Below are 24616 nucleotides of genomic sequence, written 5' to 3'. Positions count from 1 at the left end.
TTCAACTAAATATCATTAGATTGAATCCCAATGATTTTTTTATTCAAATGAATTTTTTTTACATTAATTCCAGATTCAAATTCAGATCGAAAATATTTGATAGCACTTTGCAAAGGTTCTATTGCTCCGGGTGCATGAGCACAAAATGTTTTTCCAGGACTTAAATGAAAACATAATCGTTCTAGATTTTGAATATCATTCTTTTGCCCTGTTTTTTGTTCTAAACTTTTTAATATTTTTACAATCCATGGCAATCCATCTCGACATGGAGTACATAAACCACATGATTCTCGAGCAAAAAATTTTTCTATATTATACACAAGAGAAACCATATTAGTTTTGTTATCAACAGCCATAGAAAGAGCAGTTCCTAAACGACTACCAGCTTGACTGATACTATTAAAATCCATTGGAAGATCTAAATGTTCTTCAGTTAAAAAATCTGTACCTGCACCACCTGGTTGCCAAGCTTTTAAGAAAAAACCAGACTTCATTCCAAATGCATAATCTTCTAAAATTTCACGAGCAGTAATACCAAAAGGTAATTCCCAAACACCAGGATTTTTTACTTTTCCTGAAAAACCCATTAATTTAGTACCTGTATCAGAACTTCTAGATAAACTTTTATACCAATCTACACCATTTAGTATAATAGATGGAACGTTAGATAATGTTTCGACATTATTTACACAAGTAGGTTTTCCCCATAAACCAAATACTCCTGGAAATGGTGGTTTGGATCTAGGATTCGCTCTACGACCTTCTAAAGAATTGATTAAAGCTGTTTCTTCACCACAAATATATCGCCCAGCTCCAGTATGTAAAACTAATTCAAAATTAAAGCTGCTTCCTAAAATATTTAATCCAATATAACCAAAATTTATTGCTTCCTGTATAGATTTTTTCAAAATGTATTCTGCTTGAATATATTCTCCTCTTAAAAAAATGTACGCACGAGAAACATTTAATGCATACGACGCCAATATTATTCCTTCAATTAATTGATGGGGAATTTTTTCAATTAATAATCTATCTTTATATGTGCCAGGTTCCATTTCATCAGCGTTACATACTAAATAAGAACATTCTTTTATGTAAGATGTATTTTTAGACATTAAACTCCATTTTAAACCAGTAGAAAATCCTGCCCCTCCTCTTCCTTTCAAACCAGATTCTTTTACTATATTCACAATATCTTCTGGTAACATATCTTTTAATGCTTTTTTTAAAGCTTTATAACCATTTAAATTACAATATTCTTTAATCCACACAGTTTTTTGATCATCTCTTAACCGCCAAGTTAGAGGATGTGTCTCTGCAATACGTAAAATTTTATTCATTTGTATGATTCCAACAAATGTGGTATAGATTCTGGAGTTAAAAAAGAGTATGTATCTTCATTAATCATGATTGTTGGACTTTTATCACAATTTCCCAAACAACAAACTGGTAATAAGGTAAATCTATTATCTTTAGTGGTTTCTCCTATTTTTATTTTTAAATAATCTTCTAAAGCTATTTTGATTGTTTTATAACCAGTTAAAAAACAAACGACACTATCGCAATAACGAATGATATTACGACCTACGGGTTGACGAAAAATTTGACTGTAAAAAGTAGCAACTCCTTCAACATCACTTGGTTTGATTTGAAGTATTTCAGCAATAGCATAAATGGCTTGATCAGAAATCCAGCCTCGTTTTTTTTGAACAATTTTCAATGCTTCTATTGAAATAGCACGAAAATTTTCATAATATTTCTTTTGATTTTCTATTTCACTTATTTCTTCATTAGTTAATTTAAATTTTATAGAAATTTCTCGAATTTGACTTTTTTTTTATTCATAATTATCTATCCACGTCAGACATAACAAAATCTATGCTACCTAAGTATACAATTAAATCTGATATTAAACTTCCACGAATTACTGAAGGTATTTGTTGTAAATGTGGAAAACTAGGTGTACGTATTCTTGTACGATAACTCATCGTACCACCATCGCTGATTAAGTAATAACTATTAATTCCTTTTGTTGCTTCAATCATTTGAAAACTTTCATTTGCTGGAATAACTGGACCCCAAGAAACTTGCAAAAAATGAGTAATCATAGTTTCAATATTTTGTAAAACACATTCTTTAGAAGGCGGTGTGGTTAATGGATCTTGAGATTTAAAAGAACCTTTTGGCATATTATGCAAACATTGTTTTAAAATAATAAGACTTTGATAAATTTCTTCTACTTTAATCATAACTCTCGAATAACAATCACTTATTCCTGAACCTATTGGTACTTCAAAAGTATAATTTTGATATCCAGAGTACGGCCTCCATTTTCTTACATCAAAATCTAATCCTGTAGCACGTAAACCTGCACCAGTCACACCCCATTGCAATGCTTCTTTTCTATTATATTCAGCAATTCCTTTTGAGCGATTAATTAAAATACTATTTTTTAAAGCAGTTGTTATATAATATTTTAATCGTTTTGGCATCCAATCAAGAAACTCTTTTAATAAAACATGCCAACCTTCTGGCAGATCGTTAGCTACCCCACCAATACGAAACCAAGCAGGATGCATACGAGCACCTGTAATTGCTTCAACTAAATCATATATTTTTTGACGATCAGTAAAAGCAAAAAAAACTGGAGTCATAGATCCTACATCCTGAATAAAAGTTGAAATATATAATAAATGACTATTTATTCGAAATAACTCTGACATCATTACTCTAATAACTTCTGCTTTTTCTGGAACTGAGATATTAGCTAGTTTTTCTACAGCTAACACATAAGGAAGTTCATTTACGCAACCACCAAGATATTCGATTCGGTCAGTATATGGAATGTAACTATGCCATGACTGACGTTCTGCCATTTTTTCAGCTCCGCGATGATGATATCCAATATCCGGAACACAATCTATAATATTCTCACCATCTAATTGTAAAATAATTCTAAAAGCACCATGAGCAGAAGGATGATTAGGTCCTAAATTTAAAAACATAAATTCTACGTTATCATGTTTACGTTTCATACCCCATGACTCAGGATTAAATCTTAGTCCCTCCATTTCACAATCTTCTTTCTCTTCGTTTAAGAAAAAAGGTTCATACTCAGTTGCTCTTGCTGAATAATCTTTTCTTAATGGATGCCCTTTCCATGTACTAGGCATAATAATACGAGTCAAATTAGGATGTTTATTAAAAACAATACCAAACATATCCCAAGTTTCACGTTCATACCAATTAGCATTAGGAAATAGAACAGTAAATGTTGGCAAAATTAAATCATGTTTCAACAATGGTACTTTAATCATAATATCAGAGTTGCGTTCAATAGATATCAAATGATAAAAAACAGAAAAATCAGCTTTAGGTAAATTTTCACGATTCAATCTGAGACGTTCATCTATACCATGCAAATCATAAAGCATAATATATGGTTGAGATAAATTACATAAAAATTTTCCTACTTCTATTAATAATATTTTATTAATCCAAATAACAGGAAAACCAGTTAAAGTAATTTGATGAAAAAACAATTCTCTACCAAAAACATCAAATAAATTTTTAATTACTGAATCTGTTGATTGTTCTTCAGTTTTTTTGTTCAATAAAAATACATCTTCTTTTGGAATTAAATCCATCATAAATCTCTCACTGTACTTAGTTTAAAAATATAATAATATTATTATCTAAAAAACATGAGTCATATTAAATAAATTTATATCTTTCAATTAAATAGTTAAATTTTTTCTGAAGTTGGAAGATTAATAATCTTAATTATTTTACTTCTCTTTTTAACTTTTTCAGACAGCATTTTTTTATGATATACACCTTGTTCTCCAACAACCCAAGATAATGGTCTTCTTTCTTCATTAATTAACTTTTGCAATAACATTAAACCTTGCATATATGCTTCAGGACGAGGTGGGCAACCAGGAATGTAAATATCAACTGGTAAAAATTTATCTACACCTTGAACAACAGAATAAATATCATACATACCTCCAGAATTAGCACATGCCCCCATCGAAATCACCCATTTCGGTTCTAACATTTGATCATATAATCGTTGAATAACAGGAGCCATTTTTATAAATGGAGTACCTGCAATTACCATGACATCAGCTTGTCTAGGAGATGCACGTAACACTTCAGATCCAAAACGTGCAACATCATGAACGGAAGTAAAAGCAGAAACCATTTCAACATAACAACAAGACAATCCAAAATTATAAGGCCATAAAGAATTTTTCCGTCCCCAATTAACTAATTTATGCAATAATTGATTTATTTTACCCATAAAAATGTTCTTTTTTAAATATTCTTTAATAGGATCTGAAACAGACTCAATCGTTTGTTTTGGATATTTTTTATTATTTTTATCAATGTCTACTCTAGTTAAAGTATAATTCATTTTTTATCTCATTAAATTAAAATATATGATATGTTTAACACAATTAAATATTATTTTTATTTTGAAGACACCCAATTTAACGCTTTAATACGAACCAAGTAAAATAATCCTAATAAAAGAGATATTGCAAACATCAAAGCTTCACTAAATCCAATCCATCCAGATTCTTTTATACTAATAGACCAAGCATATAAATAAAGTGTTTCAACATCGAAAACAACAAAAAACATAGCAATTAAATAAAATTTTACAGAAAAATAAAGATAAGCGTTTTCTGTTGGCACAATCCCTGATTCAAAAGGAGTATTCTTATATCTAGATGAAGATCTACCACCTAAAAACCAACTTAAAAAAAGCATAAAACAACATAATCCTAAAGAAAAAACTACAAAAACAAAAAAAGATAAACATTCAGTAATTGTTTCTGTATTTATGAACATAGATTTCCCCTAAAAATTTTTAAAATACTTAAGTTACTAAATGTCAATTATTTTATATATCTAAACTATATAAAAAAACAAACTTACTATAACATTAAATATGTTAACCAATATGTTAAATAAAAAAACTTATAATATATAGTTTATAGTTTATTAAAACTTTATTTTTTTTCTCTTAACCCTTGATGAGCGAAAAAGCGACCCCATCTAATAATCATTCAACATTGTAGAAGTAAAGTAATAATATAAAACGCTATGTAACTAATTAAAAGCCAAAAAAATGGCCACATAAAGGTTGCAAACCCAATTTATCAAGATATTAAATAGGAGAAACGTTAATGGGTAAAATTATTGGTATTGACTTGGGAACAACCAACTCTTGTGTTGCCATTATGGATGGCAACAAACCACGTGTTTTAGAAAATGCTGAAGGCGATCGCACTACACCTTCAATTATTGCGTATACTCAAGAAGGGGAAGTTTTAGTCGGACAACCTGCTAAACGTCAAGCTATAACTAATCCAAAAAATACACTTTTTGCTATAAAACGTTTAATTGGTAGAAAATTTAAAGATGATGAAGTACAACGTGATATAAAAATTATGCCTTACAGAATTGTAAATTCTGATAATGGTGATGCATGGATTGATATTAAAAAACAAAAAATGGCACCTCCTCAAATTTCTGCAGAAGTATTAAAAAAGATGAAAAAAACTGCAGAAGATTATTTAGGAGAAACAGTAAAAGAAGCCGTTATTACAGTGCCTGCATATTTTAATGATGCTCAACGTCAAGCAACTAAAGATGCTGGAAGAATTGCAGGACTAGAAGTAAAAAGAATCATTAATGAACCAACAGCAGCAGCACTTGCATATGGTTTAGATAAGGGAAAAGGAAACAGAACAATAGCTGTTTATGATTTAGGTGGTGGAACTTTTGATATATCTATTATTGAAATTGATGATGTAGATAAAGAAAAAACGTTTGAAGTTCTTGCTACGAATGGAGACACACATCTTGGAGGAGAAGATTTCGACAGTAGATTAATTAATTATTTAGTAACAGAATTTAAAAAAGAACAAGGAATAGATTTAAGAAATGATCCATTGTCTATGCAACGTTTAAAAGAATCTGCAGAAAAAGCCAAAATAGAATTATCATCTGCACAGCAAACAGATGTTAATCTTCCTTATATTACAGCAGATGCTAGTGGACCTAAACATTTAAATATCAAAGTCACTCGATCAAAATTAGAATCTTTAGTAGAAGATCTAATAATACGTTCTATTGAGCCACTAAAAGTTGCTTTAAAAGATGCAGGATTATCAATATCAGATATAAATGATGTAATATTAGTAGGTGGTCAAACAAGAATGCCTATGGTTCAAGCTAAAGTGGCAGACTTTTTTGGAAAAGAACCTAGAAAAGATGTGAATCCAGATGAAGCTGTAGCGGTTGGTGCTGCAGTACAAGGAGGAGTACTCTCTGGTGATGTTAAAGATGTTTTATTACTTGATGTGACTCCTTTATCACTAGGAATTGAAACTATGGGTGGAATAATGACTCCACTTATAACTAAAAACACTACTATTCCTACTAAACATAGTCAAATATTTTCAACAGCAGAAGATAACCAATCAGCAGTAACTATACATGTGTTACAAGGTGAACGTAAAAGATCATCAGATAATAAATCATTAGGACAATTTAACTTAGATGGAATTGATCCAGCACCTAGGGGAACGGCACAAATTGAAGTAACATTTGATATTGATTCTGATGGAATATTACATGTATCTGCAAAAGATAAGAAAACTGGAAAAGAACAAAAAATTACTATAAAAGCATCTTCCGGACTAAATGAAGAAGAAATCAAAAAAATGGTGAATGATGCAGAAGCTAATTCTGAAGCAGATCAAAAATTTGAAGAATTAATTCAAACAAGAAATCAAGGTGATCAGTTAGTTCATAGTATAAAAAAACAATTAAATGAAAATAAAGATTTGATTGAAGAAGAAAATAAAAAAAATATTCAATTGGCTTTAGATGAATTAGAAAAAGTATTAAAAGGAGAAAACAAATCTGATATTGAAAAAAATATACAAAATCTCTTAAAAATATCTTCTGTACTAACAGAAATTCATCAAAAAAAATCAGAAAAAAATCAGGAAGATGAAAATATATCGTCTACTAAAAAAGACGAAAATGTTGTAGATGCAGAATTTGAAGAAATTAAAGATCCTAAAAAATAATTAATTTTAATAAAAGATTGAAAAGTAACTATTACGGACTTTAAACTAGCACGGGCGCAGATAATCTTCTACGCCCGTGTAATTATTTTTAAATCAGGAAGAGTAAGTAAGAATGGCAAAAAAAGACTATTATCAAGTTCTAGGGATTCCGAAATCAGCTGAAGAACGCGAAATTAAAAAAGCGTATAAACGATTAGCAATGAAGTATCATCCTGATCGAAATCAAGGAGATAAAACTGCTGAAGGAAAATTTAAAGAAATAAAAGAAGCTTACGAAATTTTAATTAATGAAGAAAAACGAAATGCATACGATCAATATGGACATGCAGCGTTTGAAAATGGTCAGTCTAATAATACATACAGTAGCACTTTTACCAGTTCTGCAGATTTTGGAGATATTTTTGGAGATGTATTTGGAGATATTTTTGGTGGAAATAGAACTCAAAGATCTAAAAAAGGAGCGGATTTATGCTATAATATAGAAATCTTATTAGAAGAAGCAGTAAAAGGGACAAAAAAAGAAATTCAAATTCCAACTCTTCAAAAATGTCAAACATGTTATGGAACTGGTGCAAGAACTGGAACTAAACCTCGTGCATGTTCTACATGTCATGGTAAAGGTCAAATACATATTAGAAAAGGTTTTTTTACTGTACAACAATCATGTCCGACATGTCACGGAAAAGGTTCAGTAATTACTGATCCCTGTAATTTATGCCGTGGACAAGGACGAATTGACAAATATAAAACATTATCAGTAAAAATTCCACCAGGTGTTGATACCAATGATCGAATTCGTTTAAATAACGAAGGAGAAGCTGGTGCTAATGGTGCACAATCAGGCGATCTTTATGTGCAAATTACAGTTAAAAAACATCCTATTTTTGAGCGAGAAGAAAATAATTTATACTGTGAAGTACCGATAAATTTTACAATGGCTGCATTAGGTGGAGAAATAGAGGTTCCTACACTAGACGGTAGAGTTAAACTAAAAATACCTCATGAAACACAATCAGGAAAACTTTTTCGTATTCGTGGAAGAGGAGTAAAATCTATACAAAACAGACATCAAGGTGATTTATTATGTCGTGTTGTTGTAGAAACACCCGTTAATCTTAATGAAAAACAAAAAAATCTTTTACATGAACTAGGAAATAGTTTTAATGGTTTTCGAGGTGAAAAAAATAGTCCTCGTTCAAAAAGATTTTTTGATGGAGTAAAAAGATTTTTTGATGACTTGACAAGATAGAATTTTATAAAGTATTGCTTCTATAAATTAGAGGCAATACTATTGACAATACTATGTTTTACATATTCTACTAATTTGTAATGAAAAATTAGACTTATGGCGTGCAGCTTTATTTTTATGTATTAAACCTTTATTTACATGACTATCAATAATGGGTTGCATTTTTTTAAATGCATCTTCTGCTATTTTTTTATTCCCAGACATGATAGCTACTCGTACTTTTTTTATAAAAGTACGAATCATTGAGCGTCGACTAGAATTTTTTTTTCGACGTTTTTCAGATGTAACTGCATCTTTTTTAGCAGATTTTATATTAGCCAATTTTTACCTCTAAAATTTTAAAAAATCACATATTTATTTGAAAAAAACAATATTAAAATACTAAAAATACATTATTATTAATATAATTTTAATAATGAATTTAATTAAAAGTAATTTTTATTAAAAAAATTATACAAAAACGCTATAACATTTAAAAAAAAAGTTTTTCAATCTAATTTGCTTCATTTAACAAGGTTGACTTAACAATGAAGATTATACGAGGCATCCATAATATTAAGGAAATAAATTCTAATTCAGTTATCACTATTGGAAACTTTGATGGAGTACACTTAGGTCATCAAAAATTATTTTTAAATACATGTCAAATAGGTGAAAAATATAAATTATCAACTATAATTATTTTATTTGAACCCCAACCACTAGAATTTTTAAGAAAAAATAATGCTCCTATTCGAATTACACGATTCCGTGAAAAAGTGCAACGTATTTCTTCTTACGGTTTCAATCGCATTTTATGTATTAGATTTAATAAGTCTTTCGAATCTCTAAGTGCAGAAGATTTTATCATAAATATACTAATAAATAAACTGCATGTAAAATTTATAGTAATAGGAGATGATTTTAGATTCGGATTTAAAAAAAATGGAAATATTGATCTATTAAAAAAATTAGGAAATAAATATCAATTTAATGTTATAAAAGTTAAATCCTTATATAAAAATAATATAAAAATTAGTAGTACTAATATTAGAAAAGCACTCTCTGAAAATAATACGAAATTAGCTTCTTTGTTTCTTGGTCGTACATTTAGTATATCCGGTAAAGTCATTCATGGACATGCAATAGGAAGAACAATAAATTATCCTACAGCTAATATACTTTTAAATAAAAATTTTCCATTGACTAATGGAGTATATGCAGTGAAAGTAAGATATTCTTTAAATAAAAAAAAAGCTATAGGGATATCTAATATTGGGATCAAACCCAGTTTTTTCAATACTCAAAAAAATAAATTACTTGAAGTACACTTATTTAATATAGAAATAGATTTGTATGGAAAAGATATAGAAGTATTTATATATCAAAAAATACGTGATGAAAAAGTTTTTCCTTCAAAAAAAGAACTAAAAAATCAAATTTTTCAAGATGTTTTAATAGTTAAAAAATATTTTAAAATTTATTAAAAATAATGGAAAAAAACAAAAATGAATGATTATAAAAAAACTTTAAACTTGCCTAAAACAAAGTTTTCTATGCGAGGAAATCTTTCAAAAAAAGAGGTAGAAATATTAAAAGATTGGCATCAAAACAATTTATATGGATTAATTAGAAAAAAAAAGCAAGAAAAAAAAATATTTTTTCTTCATGATGGTCCGCCATATGCTAATGGAAATATTCATATTGGACATGCAGTGAATAAAGTTTTAAAAGATATTATTATCAAATCTAAAAATATGTCAGGTTTTGATGCGCCTTATATTCCATCTTGGGATTGTCATGGCTTGCCAATCGAACAAAAAGTTGAAGAAAAAATTAAATCTAATCAGGAAAAAATATCTACTTCAAAATTTCAAGAAAAATGTAGAAAATACGCGCAAAATCAAGTTGAAAAACAAAAAAAAGATTTTATTAGATTAGGAGTAATAGGTGATTGGGAAAATGCTCATCTTACAATGAACTTTAAAAATGAAGCAAATATAATTAGAACTTTGTCTAAAATTATTAAAAAAAAATATTTATATCAAGATTTCAAGCCTATACATTGGTGTCTACAATGTTCATCATCATTATCTGAAGCAGAAATTGAATATTCTAAAAAAAAATCAGATTCAATTATGGTTGGGTTTAAATGTAAAGAAAAATTAATTATAGAAAATTTATTTCATTTTCAAATTTCAAATAAGAAAGAAATTCACCTACTTATCTGGACAACAACACCGTGGACACTTCCATCTAGCAAAGCTATCTCAATACATCCAAATTTTCAGTATCAATTAATAGAAACTAAAAAACATTATTTAATTATGGCAAAAGAATTAGTTAAAAGTGTGCTAAACATATTAAATATAAAAACATGGATAGAAATAAATTCTATTAAAGGAAAATTATTGGAAAAAATAAAGTTTTCACATCCATTTTTAAAAAATATTAATTTACCTATAATTTTGGGAAAACACGTAACTCTTGAATCAGGAACAGGAGCTGTTCATACAGCACCAGATCATGGGGTAGATGACTATATAATCAGTCAAAAATATGATATAAAAACAAGCAATTTAGTAGATTTTAAAGGAGACTATATTTCTGATATACATCCTGAATTAGATGGTATAAACGTTTTTAAAGCTAATCCAATTATTATAAAATTATTAATTAAAAATAATACATTATTTAATCATAAATATTTGCAACATAATTATCCACATTGTTGGAGACACAAAAGTCCAGTTATATACAGAGCCACTCCGCAGTGGTTTATAAATATAGACCAAATGAAATTACGTGATAAATTATTAAAAGAAATAAAAAATGTACATTGGATACCAGAATGGGGAGAATTAAGAATAAGAGAGATGATCAAAAAAAGACCTAATTGGTGCATTTCAAGACAAAGAAAATGGGGTGTTCCAATGTCGATTTTTATGCATAAGAAAAAAAGAACAATTCATCCCGATACTTTTCTTTTAATGGAAAAAATAGCAAAAAAAGTAGAATTAGAGGGGATACAAGCATGGTGGAACATAAGTTTAGAAGAGATATTGGATGAAGAATATAAGTCATATGAAAAAGTTTTAGATATATTAGATGTATGGTTTGAATCAGGGAATACACACACTTCAATAGAATACAATAATAAAAAATATACTAAAAAAAATGCAGACATGTATCTAGAAGGATCAGATCAACATAGAGGCTGGTTTATGTCTTCATTAATAATATCAACATTAATTACTAAGAAGGCACCATATTCTGAAGTATTAACACATGGATTCGTTGTAGATCAAAAAGGACAAAAAATGTCTAAATCTATAGGCAATACTATTAGTCCTAACGATGTAGTAAATACATTAGGAGCTGATATTTTGAGGCTATGGATTGCTTCTTCTAATTACTCTAGCGATATTTCAATTTCTAATGAAATATTAAAGCGTTCATCAGAAGTATATAGAAGAATCAGAAACACAGCACGTTTTATGTTGGCAAACATTAATGATTTTGATCCCAAAAGAGACACAATATCTAAAGATAATATGGTTTTTTTAGATAAATGGGCTATAGGACAAACTAAAATAGTTCAAGAAGAAATTATTGATTTATATAAAAATTATAACTTTCATGCGATAGTACAACGTTTAATGTATTTTTGTTCTATAGAAATGGGCTCTTTTTACCTTGATATAATAAAAGATAGACAATATACATTAAAATTTAATAGTCAAGAAAGACGTAGTTCTCAAACAGCTATGTATTATATAATTAATTCACTTGTACGATGGATAGCACCAATATTATCTTTTACTGCCGATGAAATATGGAGCTATTTACCAAACAAAAATTCTCAATATGTATTTATGGAAGAGTGGTTTGACAAATTATTTTATTTAGATCAAGATGATTTATTTAATTATCAATTCTGGAATGAAATAATTGAAATAAAAAACGAAATAAATAAATTCTTAGAAGAAGAAATAAAAAACAAAACTATTAATAATTCACTTGAAGCTTCGATTATTTTATATGTTTCGACTGAATTATTAAATAAACTAAAAATCCTAGGAAAAGAAATAAAGTTTATTTTTTTAACATCTGATATAGAAGTAAAATTGTATGATACAGCTCCTGCAAACACAAAAAAAAGTAAAATTGTTCCATGTTTAAAAATCTTTTTAGAAAAAGTTAAAGGTAAAAAATGTCCACGATGTTGGCATTATTTTAATTTTTCTAAAAACCATATAAAAAATAGCAATATTTGCAATCGCTGTATTTTAAACACTACAGGCCATGGTGAAAAACGTATATTTATATAATGAAAAATCAATATCTTAAAAAATCAAAAAACTGGATTTATATAGCTATAATAATTTTTATTCTTGTCTTAGATATATCTAGTAAATATTGCATTACAGAATATATCAAAATATATGAAACAAAAAAAATTTTTTCAATGTTAAATTTTTTTCATGTACATAACTATGGTGCAGCATTTAGTTTATTATCTAATGAAAAAGGATGGCAAATATGGTTTTTATCAATTATTAGTATTTTTACTATACTAGTAGTAGCAAGAATTATTGTAAAATCAAAAAAAAAAGACACGAAAAAAATAACTGGATATTCCTTTATCATTGCAGGTGCAATAGGAAACTTAATAGACCGAATTAATTATGGATTCGTAATAGATTTTATTGATGTACATATTAATAATTGGCATTTTGCTACATTTAACATAGCTGATTGTAGTATTTTTATTGGCATAATAATGCTTATACGAATAAATTATTAAATATAAAAAATTAAATAATTTATATAATATTTAATCACTATTAATATGCATATTCCAGAGATCATAGAGTGAATATTATACTAACCAACCCTCGAGGCTTTTGTGCTGGCGTTAAAAGAGCAATTTCAATAGTTGAAAATGCATTAAAAATTTATAAAAAAACAATTTATATCAGACATGAACTTGTACATAACCAATATGTTATCAATGAATTACGTAAAAAAGGTGTTATTTTTGTTGAAAAAATTTCACAAATTCCAGATCATTCAGTAGTTATTTTTTCTGCACATGGTGTATCAAAAAAAGTTGTACAAGAAGCGATAAAAAAACATTTAATTATATTAAATGCCACTTGTCCTTTAGTAGAAAAAGTACACGTAGAGGTCTCAAAATCTAGCAATAAAGGAATAGAAACAATTCTTATTGGTCATAAAGGACATCCTGAAGTAGAAGGTACAATGGGACAATATAACAACAAAAATGGAAAAATATATCTTGTCGAATCTGTAAAAGACGTAAATAATTTATCTGTTAAAAATCATCAAAAATTAAATTTTGTTACACAAACTACTCTATCTATTACAAATACAAAAAATATCATTACTGCTTTAAAAAATAAATTTCCAAAGATTTCTGGTCCTATTAAAGAAGATATCTGTTATGCAACAATTAATCGTCAAATAGCAGTTCGTAAATTATCTCAAGTAACTGATATAATATTTGTAATAGGTTCAAGGAATTCTTCTAATTCTAATCGTCTGATGGAATTAGGAAAAGAAACTGGTACATATACAAAACTTATTGAATCTTTTCTTGATATTAAAGAAAAATGGTTAAAAAATAAAAATTATATCGGTATTACAGCCGGTGCATCTGCACCAGAAATATTAGTAACAGAAGTAATCCAACATTTACAAAAACTAGGTGCTAATAAACCAATAGAAATGATAGGTATTAAAGAAAAAAAAATTTTTAAAATGCCTAAAAAACTATTAAACATCAAAACAATTTTACACGATGCGGATGAAAAAAATGAATAAAAAAACTCGTATTGCAATTACTGGTCCTATGGGTCGTATGGGTCAAATACTTATTAAAGAAATACGAAAACATGATCATGCATATTTAACAGCAGCCTTAGTTCAAAAAAATCACCCGCTAATTGGAAAAGATATTGGTGACATTCTCAGAATAGGCAAAATGGATGTCTGTATTACTGATATGTTAAATATAAAAAAAAATGATTTTGATGTTTTAATTGATTTTACTAAACCTAGTAGTACATTAAAATATCTACAATACTGTAATAAATTTAAAAAAAATATTATCATCGGAACTACTGGGTTTTCAAGAGAAGAAATCAATATCATAAAATCCTATTCTCAAAATATTGCTATGATCGTATCATCAAATTTTAGCATAGGAATTAATTTGCTGTTTCAATTAATTGAAAAAACTACTCAAGTTATAGGAAAAAATTCTGATATGGATATTATTGAATATCATCATCGTAATAAAATAGATTCTCCTTCAGGTACAGCTTTAGCAATAGGCGAAGTTATATCAAAAGTAATGAATTGGGATTTAAACAAACATTCTATATATTATAAAAAAGGAATAACTGAAATCAGAGATGCAAAAAAAATTGGATTTTCTATTGTACGTGCAGGTAATATTATTGGAAAACATAGTGTTATGTTTTCTAGTTCTAGTGAAGAAATTAAAATTACTCATACTGCATCTAATAGAAAATCTTTTGCTAAAGGTGCTATACACTCAGCTTTATGGATTCACAAAAAAAATGAAGGTCTATTTGATATGAAAGATGTGCTATCATTTTAATAATAAATGAATAACAACGCATTTTATTAATAATTTTATTATTATCTAATATAAACTCATATTTGAAAAATATTTAATCTCAATTAAATTATATGATTTTTAACAAAATATAAATGTTTGTCATGATAATAGACAAAAATATTAATTTTAGTTAAAATAAAATGTAATTAATACAACAGTAATAAAAATTAGCATATAAAAAAAAGTTTTTTTAATGGAGGATGTTTTGAGCCAATCAGCAGTACTAGTTTTAGAAGACGGGACTAGATTTCACGGACGAGCTATTGGGGCTAAAGGAATAACTGTAGGTGAAGTTGTTTTTAATACATCAATAACTGGTTACCAAGAAATAATTACTGATCCCTCTTATTCACATCAAATCGTGACATTAACTCATCCTCATATTGGCAATGTTGGAACTAATTCTAATGATGAAGAATCATCTAAAATTCATGTAAAAGGTCTTATTATTCGTGATTTATCACCAGTTTCAAGTAATTATCGAAATAAAAAAAATCTATCTTCCTACTTAAAAGAGAATAATATTGTTGCAATATCTGATATTGACACAAGAAAATTAACACGTATTTTACGCACAAAAGGTTCGCAAAATGGATGTATTATAGAAGATAAAAAACACAATTATACTATAGCGCATGAAAAAGCTAAAAACTTCTTAAGTTTACAAGGTTTAGATTTAGCAAAAGAAGTTTCTACTAAATTTATTTATAATTGGAAACAAGGCAGTTTCACTTTTAATAAAAAAAATTTTATTTCTATTAACAAACAGAAATTTTTATTTCATATTGTTGTATACGATTTTGGAGTAAAAAGAAATATACTTCGTATGCTCGTAGATAGAGGATGCTATTTAACAATTGTTCCTGCTCAAACAGATCCAAAAGTAGTTTTAAATTTATCTCCAGATGGAATTTTCTTATCTAATGGGCCAGGTGATCCAAGACCTTGCCGTTATGCTATTGATGCTATCCAATATTTTTTAAAAATTAATATCCCTATTTTTGGAATATGTTTAGGACACCAACTACTTGCTTTAGCTAGCGGAGCTAAAATTATAAAAATGAAATTTGGACATCATGGCGCCAATCATCCCGTTAAGGAAATTAAAAACAACCGAGTTATTATCACATCTCAAAATCATAGTTTCACTGTAGATAATAAAAATCTACCAAATAACATAGAAATTACACATAGTTCTCTTTTCGATGGCACATTACAAGGACTATCTTTAACCAATAAACTAGCTTTTAGTTTTCAAGGTCATCCAGAGGCAAGCCCTGGACCACATGATGCTTCATCTTTATTTGATCATTTCATTAAATTAATCATTTATCAAAAAACTAAAACTCAGTAATTAATTAGGGAAAAAAAATGCCTAAATCTACTGATATAAAATCAATTTTAATTCTTGGTGCAGGTCCAATAGTGATTGGACAAGCATGTGAATTTGACTATTCAGGTGCACAAGCTTGTAAAGCTTTAAAAGAAGAAGGATACAAAATAATTCTTGTAAATTCTAATCCTGCAACTATTATGACAGATCCTTGTATGGCTGATGCTACATATATCGAACCAATTCACTGGAAAATAGTAGAAAAAATTATTCAAAAAGAAAAACCCGATGCACTTCTTCCAACTATGGGAGGACAAACAGCTTTAAACTGTGCTTTAGAATTAGATCATAAAGGTATTTTAGATAAATATGGAGTGAAAATAATAGGTGCAACAGTTAATGCAATTAAAAAAGCTGAAAATCGAAAATTATTTGAAGACTCTATGAGGAAACTGAATTTAGAAACTGCAAAATGTGGTATTGCGCATAATATTCAAGAAGCATTTATAGTTTTAAATAATGTAGGTTTTCCATGTATTATTCGTCCCTCTTTTACTATGGGTGGACATGGAGGAGGAATTGCTTACAATCATGAAGAATTTGAAAAAATATGTGAAAGAGGACTTAAATTATCTCCTAGTACAGAACTTCTAATTGATGAGTCACTTATTGGTTGGAAGGAATATGAAATGGAAGTTGTTCGAGATAAAAATAATAATTGCATTATAGTTTGTTCAATTGAAAATTTAGATCCAATGGGAATTCATACGGGTGATTCAATTACTGTTGCACCTGCACAAACTCTTACTGATAAAGAATATCAAGTAATGAGAAATGCATCTATGTCAATTTTACGAGAAATAGGCGTAGAAACAGGAGGTTCTAATGTACAATTCGCAATCAACCCAAAAAACGGTCGAATGATTGTTATTGAAATGAATCCTAGAGTTTCTCGTTCTTCTGCATTAGCATCTAAAGCAACAGGATTTCCTATTGCAAAAATCGCAGCTAAACTAGCCATTGGATATACATTAGATGAACTTGCAAATGATATAACAGGAATGAATACTACTGCATCATTTGAACCATCAATAGATTATATAGTAACAAAGATTCCCAGATTTAATTTTGAAAAATTTCTAGGATGTGATGATAGATTGACTACACAAATGAAATCTGTCGGAGAAGTAATGGCAATAGGTCGTACTTTCCAAGAATCTATACAAAAAGCTATTCGTGGTTTAGAAATAGGTGTTAGTGGTTTTGATTCTAAAATATCTCATCTTGATCCAGAATATTTAATCAAAATTAGACATGAATTAAAAGATGCTGGTTCTGAACGTATTTGGTATATAGGTGATGCATTCCGAGCTGGTATGTCTGTAAACGATGTATTTAATTTAACATCAATTGATCCATGGTTTCTTATTCAAATTGAAGAAATTATTCTCTTAGAGAAAAAAATTATAAAACATGGATTTATTGGATTACAACGAGATTTTCTTTATTTTATTAAAAGAAAAGGTTTTTCTGATCAACGAATTGGAATACTAACACAAAAAAATGAAAGCGAAATAAGAAAGTTACGTTATAAACTAAATTTACATCCTGTCTATAAAAGAATTGACACATGTTCAGCTGAATTTTCAACTGAAACAGCTTATATGTATTCAACATGGGAGGATGAATGTGAATCATATCCCAATAAAAATGATAAAAAAATTATTATATTAGGTGGTGGTCCTAATAGAATAGGACAAGGTATAGAATTTGACTATTGCTGTGTACATGCTGCTCAGGCTTTACGAGAAGATGGTTTCGAAGCAATCATGATTAACTGCAATCCAGAAACAGTATCTACTGATTATGATATTTCAGATAGACTATACTTTGAACCAATTACATTAGAAAATATTTTAGAAATAGTAAGAATAGAAAAACCTAAAGGAATTATTATTCAATATGGAGGACAAACACCTTTAAAATTAGCACGTGCATTTGAAAAAGAAGGTGTTCCTATTATAGGAACAAGTCCAGATGCTATTGATAACGCAGAAGATCGTGATCGTTTTCAAAAAACTGTCACTAAATTAAAGTTACAACAACCTTTAAATGCAACAGTTTTTACTTTAGAAGAAGCTCATAAAAAAGCTAAAATAATTGGTTATCCAATAATGGTACGACCATCTTATGTTTTAGGTGGTAGAGCAATGGAAATTGTGTATGAATCACACGGATTAGAAAATTATTTCAAAACAGTATTAAAAGAAAATAATACGACGCCTATTTTATTAGATCAATATTTAGATTATGCTACAGAAGTAGATGTAGACGCTATATGTGATGGCAAAACAGTTTTAATTGGAGGAATCATGGAGCATATTGAACAAGCTGGAGTTCATTCTGGCGATTCTGCATGCTCATTACCAGCATATACTTTAACTGATAAAGTTCAAAATGAAATTAGAAATGAAGTAAAAAAACTAGCTTTAGAATTATCTGTAAGAGGATTAATGAATGTGCAGTTCGCTATTAAAAATAATATAATCTATATTATCGAAGTAAATCCAAGAGCAGCGCGTACAGTTCCATTCGTTTCGAAAGCAACAGGTCTTGCATTGGCAAAAATTTCTGTTCGAGTAATGTGTGGAAAAACATTATTAGAACAAGGTTTTATTAAAGAAATTATTCCACCATATTTCTCAGTAAAAGAAGCCGTTCTTCCATTTGATAAATTTCAAGGTGTAGATCCTATATTAGGTCCAGAAATGCGTTCTACAGGAGAAGTAATGGGCATTGGAAAAAATTTTTCCGAAGCTTTCTCTAAAGCTATGTTAGGCGCTCATACGAATATGAAAAGAACAGGTCGTATACTACTTTCAGTCAGAGATGATGATAAAAATAATATTGTAAACCTAGCAGTTAAATTAAAAAAGATAGGTTTCAAGATAGATGCAACCAGAGGTACATCTATAGCTTTGAGAAAGTCTGGAATTGCGTCTAGGTTAGTAAATAAAGTACATGAAGGACGTCCTCACATACAGGATCGTTTAAAAAACGGGGAGTACTCTTATATTGTTAATACTACATCTTGTCATCAAGGATTAAAAGATTCAAAACTAATATGTCAAAGTGCTCTTCAATATAAAGTACACTATGATACAACAGTCAATGGAGCTTTTGCAACTGTTATGGCCTTAAATGAAAACCCAACAAAAAATGTTAAATCTTTACAAGAGATGCATAAAAAAATACAATAACTTTATCATAAAAAATAATCTATTTCGCTTAAATTAAATAAATTTTTATAAATATGTTGTGAAACATATTTATAATTCATATTAAGGAACTCTATTTCCTCATGAATATAAGTCTGATCGCTGCTATGTCTAATAACTTTGTGATTGGGAATAATAATACAATTCCTTGGTATCTTCCAGAAGATTTAAAATGGTTTAAACAAAAAACAATAAATAAAAATATTATTATGGGTCGTTTAACTTGGGAATCTATTAAAAAACCTTTACCAATGCGTAAAAATATAGTTATTAGCACTAATAAAATCAAAAAAAAAGGTATAATTTGGGCTAATTCAATATCTGATGCAATTATCTCTGCGACATGCAATCAAGAAATTATGGTTATCGGAGGAGCTAAAATATATAAAGAAATGTTATTTTATGCTAATAAATTATATTTAACTCATATAGATATCAATATTATTGGTGATTCTTATTTTCCCGAATATAGATTATTTCCATCTTGGAAAGTTTTATTTAGAAAAAGAAATCTTAAAAATTCAGTCAATCCATATAACTATTATTTTGAAATTCTATCAAGATAAAGTAAATATTTTTCAAAATAAGTAATTCATATAAATTATTTTGATAAAAAAGCTTGTGAAAACCATTTTTTATCTTCCCATCGGAACATAATTAATTCTTCTCCCCAACAACAACCACCATCTAATGCAAAAAAAGGTTTAGGTATATAAGTTCCTTTTAAAGAAGACCAGTGTCCAAAAAAAATAGAATAAAATTTTGAAATATTAGACGGTATTAAAAACCATGGTTTTAAAGGATATTTAACAAAACTAGGAGATTGCTTATACGACATATTTAATCGAGCATCAGGATGACAATATCGCATTCTTGTAAAAGCATTTATAGCATATCGTAGTTTATCTAATGGGTTTAGGTTTAATTGCCAAAAATTTATTTTATTATTATATATATCTTGTAGAAATACAGAATAATTTTTACCCGATAAAAAATAGTTAATTTCTAATGCACAAAATTTTGCTATATTAATATCCCATTGTGGACTAATTCCCGCATGTACCATAATAATTTTACGTTTTTCGTCAACTTTTAAAAGAGGTTGACAACGAAGCCAATTTATTAAGTTAGTACTATCTGATGAAGAAAGAAATTCATCAAAGCAATTTTCTTTTTTATTTTTCTTGACACCAGCATGTACTGCAATTAAATTAATATCATGATTACCTAAAACTATTTTTACTCTATCTTTTAAAGAATAAAGATATTTTACAACATCAAGAGAATTGGGACCTCTAGATACTAAATCACCTGCAATCCACAAATAATCTTTCTTAGTATTAAAAGATGATTGTTTTAACAGCATTCTAAATTCTTTATAACAACCGTGTATATCACTTATAAAATAAGTACTCATATATTATCATCTCTTAAAATAAAAATCAGAGTATTAAAAGTTAATTTTATTAACTTTTGAAATAGCATTTAATTTTTTATATAAATAATTAGATAATTGACAATACTGAAAAATAGAAATATTTTCAGCTCGTAAATTTGAATCGATGTTTAATATAATTAGTTCTTTTTCAGAAAATAGATTTTTTAAATTATGACGTAAAATTTTCCTTCTATTCTGAAAAGCATTTTTTGTAACATAACTTAGAATATTTATGTCATAAACAAAATAAGGAGAATTGGTATGAGGAGTTAAATTAATAAAAACAGAACTCACTTTAGGAATAGGTTGAAAATCTTCAGGTCTAACGTCTAATAATATTTTAATATTACAGTAATATTGAGATATAATACTTAAACGACCATAAGATTTATTACCAGGAATAGAAACTAATCTTTCAGCAACTTCCTTCTGCAACATAAAATTCATATCTTGAATAAATTGAATTTGTTTAAACAATAATATAATCAAAGATGTAGAAATATTATATGGTAAATTTCCAAAAATACGAATTAATTGTTTTTTCTTATAAAATAAATCTACATAATTAAAATTTAACGCGCTTTGACAAAAAACTATTAATTTTGAATAAAATGAACGTTTTTTTAATAAAAATAATAAATTAGGATCTACTTCAATGACAATAAGTTCTTCTAATAATTGACAGATTGGTTTAGTTAGTGCGGCTAATCCAGGTCCAATTTCTATTAATGTTTGTTTTGTCTTGGGGTTAATGATTTTAACAATATCTTGAATAGTATTTTTATTTACAAGAAAATTTTGTCCATACTTTTTCAAAGGAAAATGTTTTTTGAAATTTTTTATAATCATAAATTTATATTAACTTATTTAAAATTTAAATGTATTTAAAGAAAATATACTTATGAACTTATAATTTTGATATAAGCAATATTTTTAAGTTCTTCTATCCATTTACGCTTTTCTAGTTTCATTTTCTGGTTTAATAGAATATTATAAGCTTGTTTTTTTTTGAAGTTATAAAACTGATCTACTTCACGTTTATCTAGTAATTTAAATATATGCCATCCAAAATCAGATTTAATAGGTTTGCTAATTTCATTTTTATTTAAATATAGTAATTCTTTATTAAAATTAAAACTAAATAATTCTTTTGAAATCCATCCTAAATCACCTTTTTTATTAGATGAATAAGAGTCATGAGATAAGTTTTTAACTGCATCATCAAAATTATAAAGTCCTTTTTTAATGTTTTTATATATACTAAAAATATTCTTTTTTGATTCTACATCTGTTAAAACAATAGATGGCTTTATTAAACAGTGTTGTATGTAAAATTCAGTTTCAATCGTCTCATTATTATTTTTAATATCATTCACTTTTAAAATATAAAATCCTTTGTCTCCTAAAAAAGGCCCTAAAATTTGTCCGTTTTTAAAAATATTTAAAGTTTCAGAAAAATTATTTTGTATATCTAAAAAATGCATCCAAAAACTTTTTTTTACTAAAAAAATAGATCTATTTTTTTTACAATTTATGAATAATTTTTCAAAATTATAACCTTTTTGAAGTTTTTTTACGATTTTTTCTGCTGTTTCTTTTCTATTTTTAATAGTATCATCAGAATCTTTTTTTGAAAAAGGCAGTAAAATATAGCTTAAATTTATTTTTTTAAATTTTTTATTATTTTCCACGAGTTTTTTAAAAATAAAACTGATTTCTTGTTCAGAAATATTAATGCGTTTACGAAGTTGATAATCTTGTATTATTTTTATTTTTAATAATTTTTCAATATTTTTCATATAGTTGTCATAATACAAATGATCGTGAAGATTATGAAATAAAATATGATTTTTTAATTGCTTAAAACTAATATTTTTTTTTACAGCAATATTTTTAATAACACTATCAATTTGTTCTGCAGTCACTTTAATATTCATTCTATTTGCTTCTTGTAATATTAAAGAATCTACAATTAATTTTTGAACTACTTTTTCTTTTAAAAAATTATTTTTTAAAGGAATTTTAAAATTTCTACCTTCTTTTTTTAATAAAAAAAGAATTTTATTTACATCACTATTTAATATGATTTGATCATTAACAATGGCTGCAATTTGATCTATGTGATTATCTTTTGCTAAAACATAAAAAATGCCAGTAAAAATATAAAAAAATAAAAAAATACATACTTTCATTACAATTCTTCTTTTATAAATAAGTGTTTTATACCAAAATATTTTCATTATTAATAATATAATAAAAAATATTTTTTATGATTTTCTTTACAGGTATTAAAAAAAATTAAAATAAATTTATAATATTTTCTTGAGGTTAGTTTAAAAAAAATATAAAGTATAAATTATTTATGCAAAAATTTATTTTTAATACACCCTAAAATAATGAGAATTTATGGAATCTTGGTTAATATCTTTTATAACACAATCGTTAGCATACTCTCTTTTAGTCGTTGGTGTTGTTTCTTTCTTAGAATCTCTTGCTTTAGTAGGATTATTACTTCCTGGTATTATTTTAATGACTACATTAGGAACGTTTATAGGTGATGGAAAATTATTATTCTATCCTGCTTGGATATCTGGCACAATAGGATGTTTGTTAGGTGATTGGATTTCATATTATATTGGCTTGTATTTTAAAAATTGGCTATGTAATTTTAATTTTTTAAAAAAAAATCAAAAATTACTCGATAAAACTAAATTCGTATTGCATAGACATAGTATGATGACTATTATTATCGGACGGTTTATAGGTCCGACTAGGCCATTAATACCAATGGTTTCTGGTATGTTGAAATTACCATTAAAAAAATTCATTCTTCCTAGTATTATTGGATGTATATTGTGGCCTCCAGTATATTTTTTTCCTGGTATAGTCACCGGAATTGCTATAAAAATACCCCAAAGCTCTCAAAATAATTATTTTAAATGGCTCTTATTACTCATTGCAATTTTGATATGGATCGGAACATGGCTAATATCAAAATGGTGGAAAATAAGAAAAAATCATGTAGATAATACTACTTCTTTCTTTACTAAGAACAAGATTGGATGGTTAGCAATTTTAACTATGTCATCTGGAATTTTAAGCTTAATTGCTATACAATTTCATCCTACAATGTTGATTTTTAGAAAAATTTTTTCTACTATATTATTATAAATATAATATTTTGATAAAAAAATATAAATTACAGTTTTAAACGATAAGTATAGCTAATGATATTAGATCATATTTCTTATTGTTAAGAAACATATAAAAAATCCATATGCAACAATTTTAATTTAAATGAATGTCGTTGGATAGCTTGCACTTTAACTTTATATTTTTCATCTTCAACCAGTAAGAATAAATTTTCTTTGTAAAATTCTACTTTTTTTTGTAGATTAAAAACAGAGTTATGATCTAATATAAGTAAAATTTCAGTTTTATTAACTCCATATAAAACTCCTGGAACTTTATTATTAATCCGCAATCTTCTACTAAAGCTTTTGCCTTTTTCTACTCTTCTTTCTACTTGAAGTGTCAACATTTTAAACCTCTTTAAG

At 27.3% G+C, this 24616-nt stretch carries 21 protein-coding genes; 11 read left to right on the top strand and 10 right to left on the bottom strand.

The window, feature by feature from the left end; genetic code table 11:
• Positions 1-5 precede the first annotated feature (5 nt).
• The 5 genes from nuoF to ndhC form a co-directional block, all read right to left on the bottom strand.
• On the bottom strand, positions 6-1340 hold the full coding sequence (gene nuoF, locus D9V71_RS00785; RefSeq protein WP_158340493.1) for an NADH-quinone oxidoreductase subunit NuoF: 1335 nt from the start codon (positions 1338-1340) through the stop codon (positions 6-8).
• A complete protein-coding gene (nuoE, locus tag D9V71_RS00780; RefSeq protein ID WP_158340492.1) occupies positions 1337-1825 on the bottom strand; it encodes an NADH-quinone oxidoreductase subunit NuoE in 489 nt (162 codons plus the stop codon). The genes nuoF and nuoE overlap by 4 nt, the downstream gene beginning before the upstream one ends.
• 22 nt (positions 1826-1847) lie before the next feature.
• Positions 1848-3650, bottom strand: a complete 1803-nt coding sequence (gene nuoC / locus D9V71_RS00775) for an NADH-quinone oxidoreductase subunit C/D (protein WP_158340491.1) — start codon at positions 3648-3650, stop codon at positions 1848-1850.
• Positions 3651-3745: 95 nt separating this feature from the next.
• Positions 3746-4420 carry a NuoB/complex I 20 kDa subunit family protein gene (locus D9V71_RS00770; RefSeq protein WP_158340490.1) on the bottom strand — a complete coding sequence of 225 codons (675 nt, stop codon included), beginning with the start codon at positions 4418-4420 and terminating at the stop codon, positions 3746-3748.
• A 56-nt stretch (positions 4421-4476) separates the two neighbouring features.
• Positions 4477-4860: an NADH-quinone oxidoreductase subunit A gene (ndhC, locus tag D9V71_RS00765; RefSeq protein ID WP_158340489.1), complete on the bottom strand. Its 384-nt coding sequence runs from the start codon at positions 4858-4860 to the stop codon at positions 4477-4479.
• 338 nt (positions 4861-5198) lie between these two features.
• Here ndhC and dnaK point away from each other — a divergent pair, with 338 nt between their 5' ends.
• On the top strand, positions 5199-7112 hold the full coding sequence (dnaK, locus tag D9V71_RS00760) for a molecular chaperone DnaK (protein ID WP_158340488.1): 1914 nt from the start codon (positions 5199-5201) through the stop codon (positions 7110-7112).
• Between the two features lie 112 nt (positions 7113-7224).
• Complete coding sequence (gene dnaJ / locus D9V71_RS00755) at positions 7225-8361, top strand: molecular chaperone DnaJ (protein ID WP_158340487.1); 1137 nt, start codon at positions 7225-7227, stop codon at positions 8359-8361.
• 51 nt (positions 8362-8412) lie between these two features.
• On the opposite strand, the gene rpsT is transcribed toward dnaJ, so the two are convergent.
• Positions 8413-8682, bottom strand: coding sequence for a 30S ribosomal protein S20 (gene rpsT, locus D9V71_RS00750; RefSeq protein ID WP_158340486.1), 270 nt, complete (start codon positions 8680-8682; stop codon positions 8413-8415).
• A 206-nt stretch (positions 8683-8888) separates the two neighbouring features.
• On the opposite strand from rpsT, the gene ribF reads away from it, so the two are divergent.
• The 8 genes from ribF to folA all read left to right on the top strand — a co-directional run bounded on the left by ribF (position 8889) and on the right by folA (position 20187).
• Entirely contained in the window at positions 8889-9827 is a 939-nt protein-coding gene (gene ribF, locus D9V71_RS00745; protein ID WP_158340485.1) for a bifunctional riboflavin kinase/FAD synthetase, read from the top strand.
• Positions 9828-9848: 21 nt separating this feature from the next.
• A complete protein-coding gene (ileS, locus tag D9V71_RS00740) occupies positions 9849-12671 on the top strand; it encodes an isoleucine--tRNA ligase (protein ID WP_158340484.1) in 2823 nt (940 codons plus the stop codon).
• Positions 12671-13147, top strand: a complete 477-nt coding sequence (lspA, locus tag D9V71_RS00735) for a signal peptidase II (RefSeq protein ID WP_158340483.1) — start codon at positions 12671-12673, stop codon at positions 13145-13147. Before ileS ends, lspA begins: the two co-directional genes overlap by 1 nt.
• A 68-nt stretch (positions 13148-13215) precedes the next feature.
• The gene (gene ispH, locus D9V71_RS00730) at positions 13216-14187 is read left to right on the top strand and encodes a 4-hydroxy-3-methylbut-2-enyl diphosphate reductase (RefSeq protein WP_158340482.1); all 972 of its coding nucleotides are present in this window, start codon (positions 13216-13218) and stop codon (positions 14185-14187) included.
• On the top strand, positions 14180-14989 hold the full coding sequence (dapB, locus tag D9V71_RS00725) for a 4-hydroxy-tetrahydrodipicolinate reductase (RefSeq protein WP_158340481.1): 810 nt from the start codon (positions 14180-14182) through the stop codon (positions 14987-14989). The genes ispH and dapB overlap by 8 nt, the downstream gene beginning before the upstream one ends.
• A 226-nt stretch (positions 14990-15215) precedes the next feature.
• Complete coding sequence (carA, locus tag D9V71_RS00720) at positions 15216-16364, top strand: glutamine-hydrolyzing carbamoyl-phosphate synthase small subunit (RefSeq protein WP_432207082.1); 1149 nt, start codon at positions 15216-15218, stop codon at positions 16362-16364.
• Positions 16365-16381: 17 nt separating this feature from the next.
• The gene (gene carB / locus D9V71_RS00715) at positions 16382-19603 is read left to right on the top strand and encodes a carbamoyl-phosphate synthase large subunit (RefSeq protein WP_158340479.1); all 3222 of its coding nucleotides are present in this window, start codon (positions 16382-16384) and stop codon (positions 19601-19603) included.
• Positions 19604-19704: 101 nt separating this feature from the next.
• Positions 19705-20187, top strand: coding sequence for a type 3 dihydrofolate reductase (gene folA, locus D9V71_RS00710; protein ID WP_158340478.1), 483 nt, complete (start codon positions 19705-19707; stop codon positions 20185-20187).
• Between the two features lie 35 nt (positions 20188-20222).
• Here folA and D9V71_RS00705 read toward each other — a convergent pair whose 3' ends face one another.
• From D9V71_RS00705 to D9V71_RS00695, 3 genes are read right to left on the bottom strand one after another with little or no spacing between them, the layout of a single operon-like run.
• Complete coding sequence (locus D9V71_RS00705) at positions 20223-21038, bottom strand: symmetrical bis(5'-nucleosyl)-tetraphosphatase (RefSeq protein ID WP_158340477.1); 816 nt, start codon at positions 21036-21038, stop codon at positions 20223-20225.
• A 33-nt stretch (positions 21039-21071) separates the two neighbouring features.
• Positions 21072-21905 carry a 16S rRNA (adenine(1518)-N(6)/adenine(1519)-N(6))-dimethyltransferase RsmA gene (gene rsmA, locus D9V71_RS00700; RefSeq protein WP_158340918.1) on the bottom strand — a complete coding sequence of 278 codons (834 nt, stop codon included), beginning with the start codon at positions 21903-21905 and terminating at the stop codon, positions 21072-21074.
• A 53-nt stretch (positions 21906-21958) separates the two neighbouring features.
• The gene (locus D9V71_RS00695) at positions 21959-23299 is read right to left on the bottom strand and encodes a peptidylprolyl isomerase (RefSeq protein ID WP_280094072.1); all 1341 of its coding nucleotides are present in this window, start codon (positions 23297-23299) and stop codon (positions 21959-21961) included.
• Positions 23300-23465: 166 nt separating this feature from the next.
• Here D9V71_RS00695 and D9V71_RS00690 point away from each other — a divergent pair, with 166 nt between their 5' ends.
• Positions 23466-24230: a DedA family protein gene (locus D9V71_RS00690; RefSeq protein WP_158340475.1), complete on the top strand. Its 765-nt coding sequence runs from the start codon at positions 23466-23468 to the stop codon at positions 24228-24230.
• A gap of 82 nt (positions 24231-24312) precedes the next feature.
• On the opposite strand, the gene rplY is transcribed toward D9V71_RS00690, so the two are convergent.
• Positions 24313-24600 (bottom strand): 50S ribosomal protein L25, encoded by a 288-nt coding sequence (gene rplY, locus D9V71_RS00685; protein ID WP_158340474.1) that lies wholly within the window; start codon positions 24598-24600, stop codon positions 24313-24315.
• Positions 24601-24616: the final 16 nt, after the last annotated feature.

The organism is Buchnera aphidicola (Macrosiphum euphorbiae), assembly GCF_005237295.1.
In the GTDB taxonomy this organism is placed as follows: Bacteria; Pseudomonadota; Gammaproteobacteria; order Enterobacterales; family Enterobacteriaceae; genus Buchnera; species Buchnera aphidicola_AP.
This window is presented reverse-complemented; position numbering and strand designations above follow the sequence as displayed.

Coding starts and splice junctions, on each gene's coding strand:
- nuoF (WP_158340493.1), bottom strand. CDS start 1,340: ATGAATAAAATTTTACGTATTGCAGAGACACATCCTCTAACTTGGCGG.
- nuoC (WP_158340491.1), bottom strand. CDS start 3,650: ATGATGGATTTAATTCCAAAAGAAGATGTATTTTTATTGAACAAAAAA.
- D9V71_RS00770 (WP_158340490.1), bottom strand. CDS start 4,420: ATGAATTATACTTTAACTAGAGTAGACATTGATAAAAATAATAAAAAA.
- ndhC (WP_158340489.1), bottom strand. CDS start 4,860: ATGTTCATAAATACAGAAACAATTACTGAATGTTTATCTTTTTTTGTT.
- dnaK (WP_158340488.1), top strand. CDS start 5,199: ATGGGTAAAATTATTGGTATTGACTTGGGAACAACCAACTCTTGTGTT.
- dnaJ (WP_158340487.1), top strand. CDS start 7,225: ATGGCAAAAAAAGACTATTATCAAGTTCTAGGGATTCCGAAATCAGCT.
- ribF (WP_158340485.1), top strand. CDS start 8,889: ATGAAGATTATACGAGGCATCCATAATATTAAGGAAATAAATTCTAAT.
- ileS (WP_158340484.1), top strand. CDS start 9,849: ATGAATGATTATAAAAAAACTTTAAACTTGCCTAAAACAAAGTTTTCT.
- lspA (WP_158340483.1), top strand. CDS start 12,671: ATGAAAAATCAATATCTTAAAAAATCAAAAAACTGGATTTATATAGCT.
- dapB (WP_158340481.1), top strand. CDS start 14,180: ATGAATAAAAAAACTCGTATTGCAATTACTGGTCCTATGGGTCGTATG.
- carB (WP_158340479.1), top strand. CDS start 16,382: ATGCCTAAATCTACTGATATAAAATCAATTTTAATTCTTGGTGCAGGT.
- folA (WP_158340478.1), top strand. CDS start 19,705: ATGAATATAAGTCTGATCGCTGCTATGTCTAATAACTTTGTGATTGGG.
- D9V71_RS00705 (WP_158340477.1), bottom strand. CDS start 21,038: ATGAGTACTTATTTTATAAGTGATATACACGGTTGTTATAAAGAATTT.
- D9V71_RS00695 (WP_280094072.1), bottom strand. CDS start 23,299: ATGAAAATATTTTGGTATAAAACACTTATTTATAAAAGAAGAATTGTA.
- D9V71_RS00690 (WP_158340475.1), top strand. CDS start 23,466: ATGGAATCTTGGTTAATATCTTTTATAACACAATCGTTAGCATACTCT.
- rplY (WP_158340474.1), bottom strand. CDS start 24,600: ATGTTGACACTTCAAGTAGAAAGAAGAGTAGAAAAAGGCAAAAGCTTT.